Origin of the sequence: Neobacillus sp. SAB-20_R2A (assembly GCF_049568635.1) — a bacterium.
Taxonomy (GTDB): Bacteria; Bacillota; Bacilli; order Bacillales; family Cytobacillaceae; genus Neobacillus; species Neobacillus citreus.
On sequence record NZ_CP145895.1, the window covers coordinates 5,615,833 to 5,633,716 of the forward strand.

13 protein-coding genes and 1 pseudogene are annotated in these 17,884 nt (G+C 32.2%); 1 reads left to right on the forward strand and 13 read right to left on the reverse strand.

Annotation, left to right across the window (positions count from 1 at the left end; translation table 11 throughout):
• Nucleotides 1-292: 292 nt before the first annotated feature.
• Nucleotides 293-490, reverse strand: coding sequence for a transposase (locus V5M37_RS27440; protein ID WP_423800038.1), 198 nt, complete (start codon nt 488-490; stop codon nt 293-295).
• A 769-nt stretch (nt 491-1,259) separates the two neighbouring features.
• Between V5M37_RS27440 and V5M37_RS27445 the strand changes: the two genes are divergently transcribed.
• Nucleotides 1,260-1,919, forward strand: coding sequence for a restriction endonuclease (locus V5M37_RS27445; RefSeq protein ID WP_423800039.1), 660 nt, complete (start codon nt 1,260-1,262; stop codon nt 1,917-1,919).
• 625 nt (nt 1,920-2,544) lie between these two features.
• On the opposite strand, the gene V5M37_RS27450 is transcribed toward V5M37_RS27445, so the two are convergent.
• The 12 genes and pseudogenes from V5M37_RS27450 to V5M37_RS27505 all read right to left on the reverse strand — a co-directional run bounded on the left by V5M37_RS27450 (nt 2,545) and on the right by V5M37_RS27505 (nt 17,878).
• Nucleotides 2,545-3,255, reverse strand: coding sequence for a hypothetical protein (locus tag V5M37_RS27450; protein ID WP_423800040.1), 711 nt, complete (start codon nt 3,253-3,255; stop codon nt 2,545-2,547).
• 209 nt (nt 3,256-3,464) lie between these two features.
• Nucleotides 3,465-4,295 (reverse strand): hypothetical protein, encoded by an 831-nt coding sequence (locus tag V5M37_RS27455; protein WP_423800041.1) that lies wholly within the window; start codon nt 4,293-4,295, stop codon nt 3,465-3,467.
• A gap of 909 nt (nt 4,296-5,204) precedes the next feature.
• A pseudogene (galE, locus tag V5M37_RS27460) lies at nt 5,205-6,205 on the reverse strand (UDP-glucose 4-epimerase GalE).
• Nucleotides 6,206-6,534: 329 nt separating this feature from the next.
• Nucleotides 6,535-7,659, reverse strand: coding sequence for a non-hydrolyzing UDP-N-acetylglucosamine 2-epimerase (wecB, locus tag V5M37_RS27465; protein ID WP_423800042.1), 1,125 nt, complete (start codon nt 7,657-7,659; stop codon nt 6,535-6,537).
• Between the two features lie 3 nt (nt 7,660-7,662).
• Nucleotides 7,663-8,772: a capsular polysaccharide biosynthesis protein CapF gene (locus V5M37_RS27470; RefSeq protein ID WP_423800043.1), complete on the reverse strand. Its 1,110-nt coding sequence runs from the start codon at nt 8,770-8,772 to the stop codon at nt 7,663-7,665.
• Between the two features lie 16 nt (nt 8,773-8,788).
• On the reverse strand, nt 8,789-9,826 hold the full coding sequence (locus V5M37_RS27475) for a polysaccharide biosynthesis protein (RefSeq protein WP_423800044.1): 1,038 nt from the start codon (nt 9,824-9,826) through the stop codon (nt 8,789-8,791).
• A gap of 98 nt (nt 9,827-9,924) precedes the next feature.
• Nucleotides 9,925-11,436 carry a lipopolysaccharide biosynthesis protein gene (locus tag V5M37_RS27480; RefSeq protein WP_423800045.1) on the reverse strand — a complete coding sequence of 504 codons (1,512 nt, stop codon included), beginning with the start codon at nt 11,434-11,436 and terminating at the stop codon, nt 9,925-9,927.
• Nucleotides 11,429-12,613 carry a glycosyltransferase gene (locus tag V5M37_RS27485; RefSeq protein ID WP_423800046.1) on the reverse strand — a complete coding sequence of 395 codons (1,185 nt, stop codon included), beginning with the start codon at nt 12,611-12,613 and terminating at the stop codon, nt 11,429-11,431. The genes V5M37_RS27480 and V5M37_RS27485 overlap by 8 nt, the downstream gene beginning before the upstream one ends.
• Nucleotides 12,610-14,046, reverse strand: coding sequence for an O-antigen polysaccharide polymerase Wzy (gene wzy / locus V5M37_RS27490; RefSeq protein ID WP_423800047.1), 1,437 nt, complete (start codon nt 14,044-14,046; stop codon nt 12,610-12,612). The genes V5M37_RS27485 and wzy overlap by 4 nt, the downstream gene beginning before the upstream one ends.
• A gap of 4 nt (nt 14,047-14,050) precedes the next feature.
• A complete protein-coding gene (locus tag V5M37_RS27495) occupies nt 14,051-15,298 on the reverse strand; it encodes a glycosyltransferase family 4 protein (RefSeq protein ID WP_423800048.1) in 1,248 nt (415 codons plus the stop codon).
• A gap of 70 nt (nt 15,299-15,368) precedes the next feature.
• Nucleotides 15,369-16,430, reverse strand: coding sequence for an acyltransferase family protein (locus V5M37_RS27500; protein ID WP_423800049.1), 1,062 nt, complete (start codon nt 16,428-16,430; stop codon nt 15,369-15,371).
• Nucleotides 16,431-16,546: 116 nt separating this feature from the next.
• Nucleotides 16,547-17,878: a hypothetical protein gene (locus tag V5M37_RS27505; RefSeq protein WP_423800050.1), complete on the reverse strand. Its 1,332-nt coding sequence runs from the start codon at nt 17,876-17,878 to the stop codon at nt 16,547-16,549.
• Between the last annotated feature and the right edge of the window lie 6 nt (nt 17,879-17,884).

Genomic DNA, 17,884 nt, shown 5'->3' on the forward strand with positions numbered 1-17,884 from the left:
ATGTTATACATCGGGTTTGAAAAATAAGCCTGTACAAGATAACCTTCAAGCCAATACTAAGTGTCTTAACTGTTACTAATAATATCCTCCCTCTCTCATCTGTCTTTGTCTTTAATGGAAGAAAGGTTAAGGCCTTCAACAAAGTGGCGGTAATTCTCTTTCTGTAGATCTGGAAAATGCGATAATATTTTCGTGGTAGTCACATGAGGATCCTTGATTTCTGTCACATAGGCAATGTAGCTGCTCCAGCAGTATTCTTTAGGAGACTTGACCATGTTCGCTTCGACCGGATTCAAAAGAATAATCTACTTACCTCAAGTAAATAGTCTGCAGTATCAATCAATTCCGCTCCATAACTTCCCTGAAAAACGTGGCCAACCAGATGATGGCGTTTATTAAAATACATGGCATAACGGGAATTTAGCATTTTTATAAAATCTTTGGGATGATGGTTAATCGTTTCGATTTGAAGATGAATGTGATTGGTCATAAACAGTAGGCGTGAAGATGAAAAGGATAATATTTGCAGGATTCTTCTAAAATCTTTAAGTACTCCTCAGGGTCAAAATCATCATAAAAAATAGAAGCCCTCCAATTTCCCCGATTCGTAATATGATACCTAGCTCCAGAAAACCAAACACGGTGATCTCTCGACAACTAACATCACACCTCTTTCTTGTAATATAAAATGACAAAATTCAACAAAATCCGCCAATCCCCTTACTAATCTAACCACCAAATTTGACAAATTCACGAACAAAAAATAGGGCCATGCCCTATACATAACCCTCACACTTTAACGCTTTAAACTTTAGCTGAGTGGGGGTCTGACCCCATAGCCCTTAGCCTAAACACTTAACTGCTTACGAAAAAAATTACTTATAAAGAAAATGGCTGCATATATTTGAAGGCTAATAATTCGAGTGGTGACAGGCACCATTCAAATAAATGGTTCTGCCCCCTATTCTCATAATAATTTTGATGAATGTTGCCAGATTTCAGCGGTTTACTTCTGGCAGCCATCCCTGATAAAACAATTGTTTTTTTAATATGTCCAGTTTTAACTAAACAAACAAGTTATTATATCCGTTATTTAACATAGAGGTTCCTTTTTTATTTTAAAAATCCCGTTAAGGAACAAATCTAACAAAGAGCACATTATGGGGTATAGCATTTTAAACTATATTCATTGTTTACGCTCTATATTGATAATATCTTTCAAGATCGACCACAAGAACTGCTCCCGTGGTCGATGATAAATGGAAATTCGAACAGGAGAAAAAGAAGTGACTAAAAGAAAAAAGGCAATTATCAAAAGTATTATATATTTTATTCTTCTATTTTATTACCTTTCCAATGTTCTATTAAATAGGCTAGATTGGATCCATCTACTTGCAGCTCTGATTACACCTTTTATTCTTACTTCAATAATTGGTTTATTTATACCGGTCAAAAAAGCTGTAAACAATACTAAAGAGGGGAGTAAAATTACATACATAAATAAAATTAATAATGATACGGAACTGCTAAAAGCTAATATTGATAGTTTATCTGGTAGTGAATTTGAAAGATTAATTTACTTATACTTTAAAGATTTAGGCTTTAGCCCAGAATTAATTGGAGGTTCTGGAGATCATGGAGTGGACATTGTTATGAAGGATCCAAGGAATGGTGTAAAGATAGCTGTTCAATGTAAGCGATGGGCGAAGGAAAATAGTGTTGGAAATGCAGATATTATTAAGTTGAATGGAGGAAAAGAATTCTATGGTTGCTCTGATACGCTATTCATTACAACCAGTTATTATTCTCCCAAAGCAAAGGAATTCGCAGAAATGTGTAACATGAAAGTTTGGAATCGTCTCCACGTTAATGATAAAGTTGGTAAGTGGAAAAAAGAAAAATTTAAAAAACTAAGTTGATGATTTTACCTTTTATGAAGGTCACCCTTGAATTTAATATAGAAATTAGCTAGTGATTACAGCCATGCGGACATCGAGCGACAGGCACCTTCCTGGTATAAAAGAAAGAGTGTGAAGTAGGCGATTAAAGATTTGCTTCAGTTAACGAAGGTGAACCCTGATTAATTCCAACAACACCTACCACCTACTTCCAGACAGGCATATCGTCAACTTCTGGACAATTCCTGCGTCCATTAAATGTTCAGGCAGCAATCCTCCACAGGATTTCGCAATCCGATATTAGGGAAGCTATAGACAGTATAGGCGTCCCCTTACTTTTAGACAATATTTCCGCCAGATTATTGACAAAAGGTTCAAGTCAATTGTTTACATTATAGAACGTATTAAAGGATTGACCACCAAGCTACCCTAACATTAGTCGGCTGCAATTCTATTTAGCACTCTACCCACTCATATAGTCTATCAATCTTTAACAAAATCCGGGTGGTGACACAGGCACCATCCCTAACAAACTGGAAATTCTCTGGATAGTTCCTGTCACCCATTGTTTCCTTTAAAAATTGATTCTTATAATGGACCCAAAACAGCGCTATATTAAAGAAAGTACGTTCAAATAATGTCATTTTCATTTAAAAACAATTATCTTTTTATCTAAATCATAAATAAGTTGGTTTTCAACATATATATTTTGTTTTATAGGAATCAAAGGTTCTGCCCAATCGATGATATCTGTGTTGATCTCACCTTCAATGGAAGCCTTTGTTTTTTCTCCATTCCATTTCAATTGATAAACTTTTACACCCGCTTTTTTATATCTCAACCAATATTTATGATAATCAGGATTACAGGTGTTTTTCCCGAAGGCTTCTTCAGGCATCACAGAACTATAATTTCCTCCTTCTGGGGGATTATTGATTAAACCATGCTCTGCTTTTGTAACAACACAAGCAAACGTCATATTTTCTAAATAAAAATCAAGGTATTGCCAGGCATCTTTTAAAGGTTCCCCTTTTGTTTTATCTAAGAATATCCTTGTAATCAACCAACTTTTAGGAATTACATGTTCGTGATTCAAGCCTAATTCAGGATTTCGAGGGGCATCTTCCGATTTGTTTTTAATTAACTCTATATTTTCTAAATACTTAGCGATAGCTTTAGCTGACCAATAGATACACCCGCGATATTTCGTTTTCTCGCCATTTCGGATATCATCCGTCCATTTTTGGATAGCAGTGTCTCTTAAATAGGTATATTTGGTATCAGCCTCAACATCATCGTGACTCAAAATAGCAATCATTTCTTTGATAAGCGCTGCTTTTCTTTCTTCTCTCGTCATACTCTTCCCCTTTTTTAAAGTTAAAATTTTTCTCTATAAACTTCATTTTCTTCAAATTGTTTTGGTCCCTCACCCAAAGTAATTACCTCCTAAAGCATTTAATGACTATAATAATTCTATATATATCAAAAACATCCCTTCTTAAACAATCCTCTCCCGTTAGTGAAAATTCTTGTTCCAAAATTCAACTTTATCTTTTAATATTCAATTTAATAACTGCTTTTATTTTGCAGTTCAGGTTCGTTTATAGGAGTGAAGCTATAATTGAGGCTACCTTTATGTTGTATAGTAAAGAACTGCTCATAGCTGCGCCCTTCAATATCTTCAAAAGATACGATGAATTTATAATCCCCTTCGGACCAATCCTTATCAAAGAATATTGGTAGTTTAACACTCTCCATAGCAGCTAATAGAAAAGGAGGATTAAGGTATATTCTTGTTTCCACCTGCTCTACAACCAAACAAACAGATAGCTGAATGTTTCTTGCAAGCGAAGGTGCTTTTTGCGTCATAATTAACCGTATAAAATTGTGATTTGCACGACGTAACGTAGTAACTCCATCACTAATTTCTTCCTCGACCCATCCCGATTCAATAATTTGATGATACTTTTGGGGGAAATCAGAACTAAATCTTTTGGCATCATTGTTGTTTGTTAGGATTATAAAACCATTAGGAGGATGAAGTTTTGTTTTATGCAAACTCATATCTTCATCAAGAGACACCATTACTTCTATATACGGCATAAGAGCTATCCTTGAGCGCTCTTCTTGAAAGATTAAATTTTCTTGATTCTGAATAAAAATCTTTTCATTTTGTTTAATAACCTTCATATTTTGGCTTAATGTTAAGCACACTGCGATTAAGGTTGCTGCCCCTCCAAGATAACTCCCCCAAAACACCAACCATTCGACATTCCCTAAATCCTTACCCGTATTTAAATCACCATATATAAAAAAGAGATTTAAACCCATAGGGATTAATACAATCAATATTGAAATAGGAATAATCCACTTATTATCTTTGTAAAATTGTCTCATCTATTCTCCTCTTTAAGTTCTATGATTCATTATTGATAGTCATCAAGGTATATAATACCAAATAATAGTCCTTTTCGCTTTCGAGTAAACGACATTCTATTAATTTAATTCCTACTAGTCTTCAATATTCAGAGTAAAATACTCATTGTCATGACTAACCTTATTCAACTATCAGATCCATTACTCTAAGTGACATTCTTCAAAAAGTCCTCAAAAACTGGAGTTGTTTATTGCGCAGTATTTAGTCTACTACGTAATATAAGAGTTAATCTAGACCGTTTGCCGAAGACTGATCTTATTGAAAGTCAATCAATTTTTTATGACATTTTGATTCTCAAAACTATGGTTTTATATCTTTAATCACCAGATAGATTGAGTGGTAAATAGTCTGTCATTCTTTGGTACATTCTTTTTCATTCGGTGGTAAAAACTATGTCAGTAGTGGTACATTCCAATGGCCGTAATCAATCTTCACTGCTCTTGGAAAAAATGTCAAAACAAACTTATCCTTTGACCAAATGGTAGACATTCAAAAAAATTATAAAATAGCTGGGAACAGCATTGAACAAATGGAAATTAAAGAAACAGGGACAAAAATTAACAATATATATGACGGCTTAGTCGCTCCGGAGGAGAAACAAAGAATTCAAACCGAATTAAAATCACAATTGGATCTAATAAACACTAACTAAACCTTTTTTAATTCAAGAACCATTATTGAATTTTAAAAAGCCTTGTGGTCAAATATTGACCACAAGGCTTTTTACTATCTTATTCGTATTTTCCTGCTTAAACTCGGTCGGTGACAAGCGCCTGTGTTTTAACGAATTTAGTCAATAAAGCAATAAAACAAAAAATAAATTACCCGCCAATCTGCCAAATAGAAAAGACTAGCGGGTAATATACCATTTAATTTATTTCTTTATAACACTTCTCAAACCGCCATGCATCCCGGCACATCGCAAAAATATCGCGTTTGGCAGTCCAGCCTAATTCACGTTTTGCTTTTGAAGCATCGGCATAACACTCAGCAATATCTCCAGGTCTGCGATCGACGATTTCATATGGGATTTTAATATCATTCGCTTCTTCAAAAGCCTTTACTAATTCTAGTACACTAGTACCTTTACCGGTACCTAAGTTATAAACATGAACACCTTCAGTAAGATTATTTAGTGCAGCAACATGACCTTCAGCCAGATCCAATACATGAATATAATCGCGCACTCCCGTACCATCTACTGTTGGATAATCATTTCCGAAGACTTTTAATTTCTCTAGTTTTTCTTTGGCCACTTGAGTTACATATGGCATCAAGTTGTTAGGGACTCCATTTGGTGCCTCACCAATTAAACCACTCTCATGGGCACCTACTGGATTGAAATAGCGTAATAATGATACTGAAAAAGCAGGATTAGCTTTTGCTATATCAAATAGTATCCGCTCACTCATCGCTTTCGTTTCGCCATAAGGATTCGTCGTTGGTAAAAGACTCATAGTTTCTACAAATGGTACTTGATTATCTCCATATACCGTTGCAGATGAGCGAATACAAATCGATTCACACCATATCTAAGACAAGCTTTGGTAAGTACCAGAGTACCTACAATGTTGGTATAATAATAAGAAATTGGTTTCTCAACAGACTCTCCCACTGCTTTAAGTCCCGCAAAATGAATCACACCAGCAATCTGATGGTCCAAGAAGATTTTATCCACCACTGCTTCATCCGTCACATCAACCTGATGAAAAACAACTTCTTTATTGGTAATTTGTTTTATCTTATCAATCGTCTAAACATTACTATTACAAAGATTATCCGTAACAATTACACTATGTCCTGCCCCCAACAAAGCACCACAAGTGTGAGAACCTATATACCATGCACCGCCCGTTACTAGTATATCCAATTCAAAAACACCTTTCTTTATTATACTTGAATGACCACCAGAAATAAAAAGAGCCAACCACATTCCTAAAATGATATGCTCTCTTCATTAACAATATTCATGAAACATTCCTGTGAAACAAGATATTTCGTGGAGTGACAAGTACCGGGAATTTACAACGACGGTAAAATATTTACAAGTAGATATTCAAAAAATTAAGTCCTCATTCCTTTTCTCACTTAAAAGAATGAGGTATTTACAACTAAAAGGCTAAATTTTAACATTCTTTACACTTTACCCAATTGAACTTAAGCTGAGAGGGAATCTGAGCCCAATTTCCTACCCTTCTTTTATTTCCCCCATACAACTTTATTTACATAATCCGTATACGATAGTATAATTCTCAACACTTTATCCGATACATTAGGTATACTGTAATCTCCAACAATCCTTAAAGTACCTTTTTCTTGTGTCTCTAGAATTTCTAATCCTTGTAATATTCTTTCTTTCTTTAGTCCAACCATCATAACAGAAGCCTCTTCCATCGCTTCCGGTCTTTCGTGGGCCTGTCTGATATTCAGTGCCTTAAACCCGAGTATAGAGGATTCTTCACTAATTGTTCCACTATCACTTAATACAGCTTTTGATTTAATTTGAAGTTTCACATAATCATTGAACCCTAATGGTTTCATTGTTTTAACCAATGGGTTAAACTCTATTCCTTTAGCATCAATCATTTTTTTCGTTCTAGGATGTGTACTAACGATTACTGGCATATTATATTCTTCAGCAACTGCATTTAGGCTATCAACTAAATCTAGAAAATTTGTTTCCGAATTTATATTTTCTTCGCGATGGGCTGATACTACAAAATATTTCCCTTCCTCCAAATAAAGTCTTTCTAAAACATCTGATGTCTCAATGTCTTCTTTTCTGGAGTTAAGAACTTCAAACATAGGACTTCCGGTTTTAATAATTCTATCCGATGGGAATCCCTCTCTGATTAGATATTCTCTCGCGATATCGCTGTAAGTTAAATTAATATCAGCTGTGTGATCAACAATTTTTCGGTTAGTTTCTTCTGGTACTCTTTGATCAAAACATCTATTTCCAGCCTCCATATGGAAAATTGGAATATGCCTTTTCTTAGCTGCAATCGCACATAGACAACTATTAGTATCACCTAGCACTAAAAAAGCATCGGGTGTTACTTCTTCCATAAGTGAATCAATTTTAACTAGAATATTTCCTATTGTTTCTACTGCCGTACCTGTTGCAGCATTTAGAAAATAATCTGGCTTTTTTAAATTAAAATCATGAAAAAAGACTTCATTTAGTTCGTAATCATAATTTTGACCAGTATGAACAAGGACGTGTTCAATTGCTTCAGATGCTTCTAATTTATTAATAACTGCTGATAGTCTAATTATCTCTGGTCTCGTACCTAGAACTGTCATAACTTTTAATTTTTTCATCTATTAAACCTCCAAGAAGTATGTGTCCGGCTTCTCTGGATCAAATAGTTCATTTGCCCACATTACTGTAACTAAATCACTTTCACCAACATTAACTATCGAGTGTGTATATCCAGTAGGAATATCAACCACTTCCAACTTTTCCCCACTCACTCTATACTCAATAATCTCTTCAGAACCTATCTTTCTAAATCTTATTAGTCCTTCTCCACTTACGACTAGGAATTTCTCATTTTTAGTATGATGCCAATGCTGCCCTTTTGTGATACTTGGTTTTGATACATTTACTGAAACTTGTCCTCTTTCAGAGGTTCTAATAAATTCAGTAAACGAACCTCTATGGTCACAATTCATTTTAAGATCATAAGAAAATTTATCTTCCGGTAAAAAGCTTAAATATGTGCTATAAACCTTTTTAGTTAAAGAGTCTTCCATATTAGGAATACTTAGATTAAATCTGCTTTCTTTAAAACTTTTTATAAGGTCAGCTAGTTCTCCTAGTTTAATAGTATGTGTTATAGGAACTACACAGTATTCATTTTGTAAAGTGGGGTTACCATCTAATGCTCTTAAAAACTCTTCTAATACATCATCTATATAAGAAAGAGTAAGCTCTGCGTCGGGGTTATTTATTTGAATATCTAAGTCTCTAGCAATATTATGGCAGTAAGTAGCGACAACCGTATTATAGTTAGGTTTGCTCCACTTACCAAATAAGTTAGGCAATCTATATACAAAAACTTTTGCATCCGTTTCTTTACAGTAATCAAATACTAAATCTTCTCCTGCCTTTTTACTTCTCCCATACGGGTTATCTTTTTCAGCCTGAATGGAGGATGTAATAAGGACAGGAGATTTATTATTATGTTTTTTCAGTAACTCTAGTAGTCCATAAGTAAATCCATAGTTTCCTTCCATATATTCCGATTCATCAATCGGACGGTTTACTCCAGCTAAATGAAATACAAAATCACACTCTTTTGTATAAATCTCAAGCAAAGAAGGTTCACTTTCTCTAGTAAATTCAAAGATATTATTATATCCCTTATTCTTTAGTTCAGCAACAAGATTTCTTCCTACAAAACCTTTTGCTCCAGTAACAAGAATATTCATTAATATATACCACCCTTTAGTTCAATACGTGAACTCTTTTATTCCATTCCTCTAATTCTCTTTGAACATAATCTAATTCAAGTATTTTTTCTTTAATTTGTTTAACAGTAAGAATTTCGGTATTATCGGAGTTATATTCAGCAACAGTGGTAAGTTTTTTATTACCTTTATCAAAATACTTATCATAATTCAAATCTCTTTGATCAGCAGGAACTCTATAGAAACCACCCAAGTCTTCTGCAACTACGTATTCCTCTTTTGTTAATAATGTTTCATATCTCTTTTCTCCATGACGAGTACCTATAATTTTTATTTCGTTATCCGCATTAAACAATTCCTTTACAGCTTGGGCAAGATCACCGATTGTACTAGCTGGAGATTTTTGAACCATAATATCTCCAGCCTCAGCATTTTGGAAAGCAAACACAACTAGCTCAACCGCCTCCTCTAAACTCATTAAAAATCTTGTCATATTCGGATCGGTAACGGTTAGGGGCTGGCCATTTTTAATTTGTTCGATAAATAATGGAATAACAGAGCCACGGGAAGCCATCACATTTCCGTATCTAGTTCCACAAATAAGCGTTTTTTCTGAATCTACAGTTTTAGATTTGGCAACATAGACTTTTTCCATCATTGCTTTTGAAATACCCATAGCATTAATTGGATATGCAGCTTTGTCTGTCGAAAGACAAATCACTTTTTTTACACCGTACTCAATAGCTGCTGTTAAAACATTATCAGTTCCCATAATATTAGTTTTTACTGCCTCAAGTGGGAAGAACTCACATGAAGGCACTTGTTTCAACGCAGCAGCATGAAAAATATAATCAACACCGTGCATAGCATTTTTCACACTTGATAAGTCTCTTACATCACCTAAATAGAACTTTAACTTTTCATTTTTATATTGCTTCCTCATGTCATCTTGTTTTTTTTCATCACGTGAAAAAATACGGATTTCTTTTATATGAGTATCTAGAAATCTTTTCATAACAGCATTTCCAAATGATCCGGTTCCACCAGTAATTAATAAAGTTTTATTAACAAACATTATTATCATCCTACTCCTTATTTTTTCAAATTTATTTACTTAGCAAATTTACATATTAAATATTAACTTTTTTTTGTTTTGTAATTTTTTCTTAGATTTTATTTTAAAAGTGTGCTTTTTAACCTTTGTAAAATACTTTTTAGATTACTTCTTTCAAAGAAGATAGCAATTAACAATGTTAATATAATCGCACCCATACCAGTAATTGACGCCATAATTGTCCACTGAATAAAGTTAATGGGCTCAAAATCGACAAGTATATTAATATAGTATATTACACCAATTATTACCAGAACTTTAATAAGTTGCCAAAATGTAAATCTATAATTATCTTTTGTAATGTACTTAGGGACAAAAAAGGTATAGTAAACAAATCTATATATATTTGCAATTAAAGTTACAATTAATATTCCTTCAAGTTCAAAAAAATAAACTCCAATGCAACCGCCTATTATAATAATCAAGGAATGTATAGTTGATTGAACTTTAACCTCTTTATACATTCCTGCAGCTGTTGACAGAATACCCTGAGGCGTCTGCAAATTTTGAAACAAACTACTTAAGACAAATAAAATACCTAGTAAAGCTCTATCGTATATATAAGCATCTCCAAGATTACTAACATATACCTTTACAAAACTATTGATCATTACAAGAGTTATTGCATAAACAACAGCGATTACACAATAAAAAGCTGTTTGCAACTCACTATAAACTTTTTTTAATTGCTCTGGCTTATTCCTAACAATTAAATCACCTATTGAGGCATAACTCCCAGTCACCAGAACACTCATCAGACTGAGTAAAGCAGCAAACACCATATTATATATTGAAAAAACACTTACCATTTCAAGACTTGTAAATATAGTTGCAATTATTATAGGTGCCCCAGACTGAACTGAAAAAAGTATTTGAACATACCCCGCATCCCATCTTTTTGATAAAGCCTGCATGTTAGGTTTTGATTTATAATTAACTTTTGTAAATTTTCTTCTTGTATAAATACTTAAAATTAAACTTCGTAATAGTAACGAGATTACCGCAATTGCTTTTACTAAGACAATATTTACTTGAAACAAAGAAAAAGTAATAATTATTATTGCATTAGTTAATGTTCCGATCATTGTTGCAATAGAAATTACAAAAGATCTTTGGCTCGCTGTTAGTAAAACCCTATATTTAGCAAGTGTGAAAAATTCTAATGCCCCAGCAGTACCCAAAACAAGAACCAATATTCCAACTTCTATTTTACTCAGGTTTTCTGTAATTACGTAAAGTGGATATATAAAAGCAAATACACCTGTCAGTCCTATAAACACCCAACCTAATTTAAAATATGTCTTCTTGGCTGCAGATACAACTCCACTTACTTCGCTCCATGAGTTTTCAGCAAGTGGTTTATATAGTGAGTACACAGCAGCTCCCGCAATTCCTGCTTCTATTAATGCAAAATATGCAATAATTTGAGTTATAGATGTTATAAGACCATTAGTTTCTGAACCGTAGTACCTCAACATAAATTGCGGTAATATCATACCTACACTCATTACAACTATTTGTTGTAAAATACTAAATAAAGAATTATTTATTAGGCTTTTTACTCTACTCATCTTTTCTATCGAAAACTACATTATAAAAGTTTTCTATCTCTCTTTCATTGGAAAAATCTTTCTTTAATAAATTTTCCTTTAGATTACTAAGATTTATTTTCCTTGTAATTAATTCTTTTATTGAATAATATATATCGATATCGTTATTCTCAGCAATAATACCGTCAACTCCATTCTCAATTTGGTCTACAGCTGAGGCATAATTACAAACTACAGGAACAACCCCAAGCATCTGGGCCTCAGTTACAGCCATTGGTTTCCCTTCATATCTTGACGGTAATAAGAAAATATCCATCTCTTTTACATAAACATATGGGTTCAATTTCTGACCCAAAATATGAACATGATTTACTAAATCATGTTCTTTTACCATTAACTCCATTTTTCCCCTATCTATTCCATCTCCAATAATATACCAATTCACATTATCGAGTAATGACTCATTTTTTAATTTAATAAAAGCATTTATTCCTCTATCAATTCCTTTAGAAATAAAATCTATTCGGCAGACTGTAACAAAGTTAAGTTTTTTCTTATCAATTTCGATATCCAATTTATCCTTTTGAGAATACTCTAATATTGTCTTTTTACTCAAAATGTTTTCAATACAAATAGTTTTTCTTGTGAAATCTGGAAATAACTCATTAAAAGTTTTTACACATTGATGTGATACCATCACAATATTATCTAACTGCTTAAATGAGTTTTTACTCAACTTCGGTACTATTCCTGCACCTTTAAGATCAATATGAATCCATGCAATTTTTCTTTTAGCATTTACACGTTCAATAATATATTCACACGGCCAAAACTCTAAAAAACTTATAGCTACATCGTATTCTTTTTTTATTGGCTTACAGCATTTTGCCTCAACTTTTGACATCACTTGAGCTTTAATAAGATTACTTTTATATCTCTTGCTAAAATACCTTGATTTCATAAAAAGATAAGCATTTTTAGGTACTATATACTTTTTGTACTTTTCCAATGAGGATGATGCTGGTGGTAAAATATTCACATTTTTATTAATTAAATTTTGTAATACACCTTCATTACTGTATAATAATAAATCAACGTCGTAATGATCATAATCAATACTATTAAGTAGCGATATTAGACTTGTAGTACTTCCTCCTACAATCATTTTGGAATAGACAAATAAAATACTTTTTCTCATTCTATACTAACCTCTTCATTACTTTTCTTTTTCGATTTAAAAAATATTATCCTAATAGTTTGATATAACATAAAAAAATAAATAGCCCTTTTGAAACTTAATACTACGTCCAAAAAATTCCCCCGAACGTATATCATAATTCCAAAGAAAATGTAAATTAGTAAACATTTAATTAAGCCTTCATTATCAATTTTAAAGTCACTTAGAGTAAAGTTTGAAAATTTTGCAATAATAAATCCAGTTAAGGCCATAAAAATTAGGGACCACCATCCCCAATTAAGATAAAACTCAGCAAAAAAAGAACCACCCAACGCAGCCCCAACAGGTGATATCGGGTTTAATATTGTTTCTATCGTTATCTCTTGTTTCAGTCCAGAAAATAAAACATTGGACCCAGGGACCAACACAGTTAGTGACCCCAAAAAAGTTTTCCCAAAGTAAAGACCATTAGCATTAACATAAGAAAACGCTAATATAGCACTAACCACTGTAGAACCAAATTCAGAAATAAATAAAACTATAGGATTTTGATTTATCATAAAATCAATTATCGACATATCTCTGCTTCCCCTAATGTAACCTACAAAAGGAAGAAGAATTATTAAAAGTGCAATTGAGAATACTGTTTTTATAATATCTTTTCTATTTGATTTTGAAATATAATTTTCTTTGATAAATATTAGCAAAATTATGTCTGTCATCATGGAAAGGCGACTACCAGTTAGTAGCATTAAAATTAAAGAACGTATTAGCATAAAGTAAAATGGTGCCTTCCACTTGCTCGTATTACGAAATGCATAAATTAGGCATAATGCGGGGATAATAAAATAGCTTTCTAATGTTGGTAAAATATTCCCTCCCATTGTAAATACCCCTGAATACCCAGTGGTTAGCCCTATAATAATTTTGTTAAGGTCATAATATAATACAGGAGGTATTAGAAAGATAAAGAGAAAAAAGGAAATTCTCTTTAAAGCATAATTATTATCAACGTTCTTTCTTCCTACATTCTCCTCATCCTTGGGATGTTTAACTTTCCCTTGTTTCCCAAATTGAAATAATGATAAAAGATTTATAATGTTTATCGCAATAATAATAAATTTCCCTGTTGTTATAAGAAGTGTTTCACTGTATATATTTATAATATCGTATGCTATAGTTGTATCTACTTTAACACCAAAAATAAAAAGCCAATATTGTCCAAAATGAAATAACGATAGAAGAAATATAAAAATGTTATACATTGAAAAAAATTTACCTTGTGCCTTAGATGCCAAGGTTAGTACTAAAATAGTATTAAATAATGATAAAACACTAATACTATATAAATTCACCGTCCCCAGTCCAAAATATATTATTAACATTAGTATATATAAAAACTGTATAAAAATTGCTAGTAGAGAAGGACTTACTACTTTTCTTCTTAAAGTCATAGACTCACCCTAGAATTAAATTTACTATTTTAGCTGTTTGAACTTTTGCATTCTTAAATTTAACAACAAAGGTTCGATTTTCTTCACCCATAGTTTTTAATTTTTCATCCCCAAGTTCTTTTAATTCTAAAATTTTATGAGCAATAGAGAGGGGACTATTCTCCTTAAAGTAAGATAGGTAAGAATCATATTCATCCGGTATTCCTTTCACTTTAAAACATGCTACGGGTTTAGCTGCTGCCATATATTCCATTGTCTTTGATGGGAAAGATAATTCAGTATGAATTCCAAACTCAGGCATGGGATTAACTAGTAGATTTGCACTTTGTTGAAGCTTCACCGCTTCACTATGTTCTAAAACCCCTAAATAATTTATTTGGGGGTTTACTTTTGAAATTTTTTCTATTTCATTCCTACCATCCCCATCGCCACAAATGAATAATTTACAACTAATGTCCTCAATATAATTAAAAGCTTCCACTAAATTTAATAACCCATATCTTTTGTGTAATGTACCCGTGTAAACAACCTTAAATTCACTATTACTGTTTGAATCTAAATCAATATTATTTGGGAGTTCAGAGGCTATTTTTGCCACACCCTCAACAACAGTATAAGGCCGGTCACCAACTTCTAAATGGTCTTTCATATTTTCAGCTAGTAATACGAAGGAATCAATGTATTTTAGATTTTTGTAAGTTGTTCTGATCATAATATTTCGAGGGATTGACTTTAGTTTTCCATAAATGCCTTGTAAGTCAGGACGATAATCTTTCTCGTTCATATCTGTGACTATAACCGATATATGAATATCTTTAAATTTTCTTTTTAGTTTACCAGCAGCACGCATAAAGCCCGCATAATGACTATATATAAGAAATGTTCTATTTTTCTTTGATTCTTTATACCATTTTATTGCTTCTCTATATATCTTCTCACTTTTAATAAATGTCTCTAACCCTTTAATATTGATAAAACCAATTTGCAAATGTCTTTTTTCGGTGCTAGAGTTAAGCGACCACCTTCTATTTTCTATAATTAATTTTTTATATTGTTTTGGATAGTATCCGATAAATGGTGCAGTAACAACTGTCAAATTATCTCCAATATTTACGGTCATTCCATCAATAATGTGCCACGATAGTACGTTTGCTGCATTTTGAGGCATTACATATGAATTAATATAAAAATCTTTTTCATTGTCTTTGGGATAACAACCGCATATAAACATTACATTATCATCGTTTTTCAAAGATGATCATCTCCTCTTAAAAACATACGCTTTTATTACCAATCTTTTAGAGCCACAGGAATTGCCTTTCTTAAAATAAAACCTTTAAGAAGGAATATTTTTTACTCCCTACTATCACCAAGAATGAGAATAATAAGGTTATTCCTATAACTAATAATAATCCAATATAAGAGTTTTCGTACAAGGAGTTTATTACCATTCCAGGAATCACGCCTGGTATAGCTGTTAGAAACAACCTTTGACTAGTGAAAACCATAGTACTTAATTCACGTAACCATAAATAAACCCTACTACTTGGTAATTTAATGGTTATGAGAAATAACATGAAGAAATATTCAAAGGGAAGTAGGAAAAAGACAGTATCCGCGCCTACATTATTGAAAAAAGTCTTCAATATAAAAGCTTCACATACAATAGCTATTAGGGAAAAGAAGGATATCAAACCAAGACTAAAACTTGTAAATTTAAACTTTTGCTTATAAATTGAAATAAGAGCTCCCATTGCCACAAAAGGTAACCCATTAAATAAACCGTTACGTGAAGTCTCAAATACCATATTATAAATATGATACACATTACTTAAGAAGTGGACTTTATCTTGTACAAAGGAATATGAAAATCCTAGTGCACCAATTACATATAGGGCTAAACCTAAAAGAAAAATTTTTATAACTGATAATTTTTTTTGAAGTACATAGAGTAAAGCAATACCCACTCCTAATGCAGGTAAGTACCATATTGTAGGATAAGTAGTAAATACTAAGGCAATATGAACATAATCAAGTACTTCATTAAGTGTAGTTCCATTCGATATCCACTCAACAACTACAAACAGAAAATAGATTAAACTCCACCACAAATAGATAGTTATTATCTTTCGTTCATATTTTATAAAATACATTTTTTTTTCTTTATCATTTTTAAGTTTAAAAAATTTCTCACTAAACAAAAAACCACTGCAGACAAAGAAGAACGGAACAGCTATAATGTAAATTGAAAATGCATAATCTATTAGAATTGGGAAATGCCCCCACTCAGAAGCAAAATGAGCAGAAATTATAGATAATGCGCATAAGAATTTTGCAACGTCCAAAGAATTATAGTTTTTACGTATCAAATCGTTTGTTTTCATATAATAAACCTACCTCGTTAAACAATACTTACTGCATAGATAATAATGTAATCATGTTTATCTGGTACTTACTGAAATGAGACTTTTAGACTATTCCACCCATATTTTTATTTACTTTAATTAATTTGATTTTTTTCTTGACTTTGTAGTTCACAAATATTACTTATTGTACTTTTTAAATTTCGATCTATAATTATTTTATTATGGTTTTTCTTACCTATTTCAAACGACTTTCTGCTGTATTCTTTTAAAAGGTCTGGGTTGTCTACGATATTTTCCAAATTTCGGCCAATCTCTCTGTATGAACCAGAAACAATTGCACACTCATTACGTAAAAGATAATCTATTGGAGCAATATCCTTATCTCCTACAGCAAATATACATTTACCACTCTTAAAGTAATCTGTTAATTTGGTAGAAAAAGATAATCTTGCTAAGTTTTTATATCGCCAATCAAGTGATTCAACAAAAACTACTATATCAGAATTTGCCTGCACCTTAGCAACTTTATTCATAGGGATTGCACCACGTACTTTACAGCCATTTCTATTAAGTTTCTTTAATATTGATGGCTTAACTTGATCTGTAGTGTAAATATCTAATGTGATTTTTATAGTGTCTTTGTTAATTTCACCCAATTTCTCTGCAATTGATACTAGTGACTTCCATCGTCCGATAATTAACTTTCCAGTATACACCATTTTTATTGGAGTATTCAATTGTAGCTCTTCATAATATAATTGTGAATAGTCTATTCCTTTGGTTAATATAATGCTTTCTATGCCAAAAATTCTATCACATTCTTCTTTCTGCTTAGGAGCAATCACAAACATCTTACTACATGAATTCACAATATTCCTAACTTGTCTTCTGAGGAAAAAACGATGAATATATGAAAGAGGATTTATCCCACAGGTTTGGTACGTATAGTTATCGTCAGCCAAATAACATACCGCAGGTTTTCCTGTTATCTTAATAAGATAATTTTGGATAAGCCCCATATAAATAGTTGGATAGACTGGGAGAAATAATATATCAGCATCAAAGTCCTCAACAAATTGTCTAAGCTCTTTTGTTCTCCAATGACCTATTACCCAAAAAAGTTCCCTTGCAAGGCTAAGTAATTGAGAACGTCGTTTTCTTATTTTTGAGTATAATGAATTCTCCTGTTCTATATTTTCTTTTAAATCTTTATCAATCTTCATTTCATTACTTACTATTCTTCCAGTAACTTTTTTTCTGTTAAAAATACTTTTAATAACTGCATTTTCAGAGATCTGAAAGAATCTATTGCATACTTTTGTACTTGGAAGCGAGGACCTAGTATAAATTTGGGCAATCTTATCCTTTTCCCAATTCTTAAATAAATCAATCAACGTATTTATACCAGAATTATCTTTCCAAGCATTTATTGAAACAACCAACACTTTAGGCAAACTTTCTTGCATTTTATT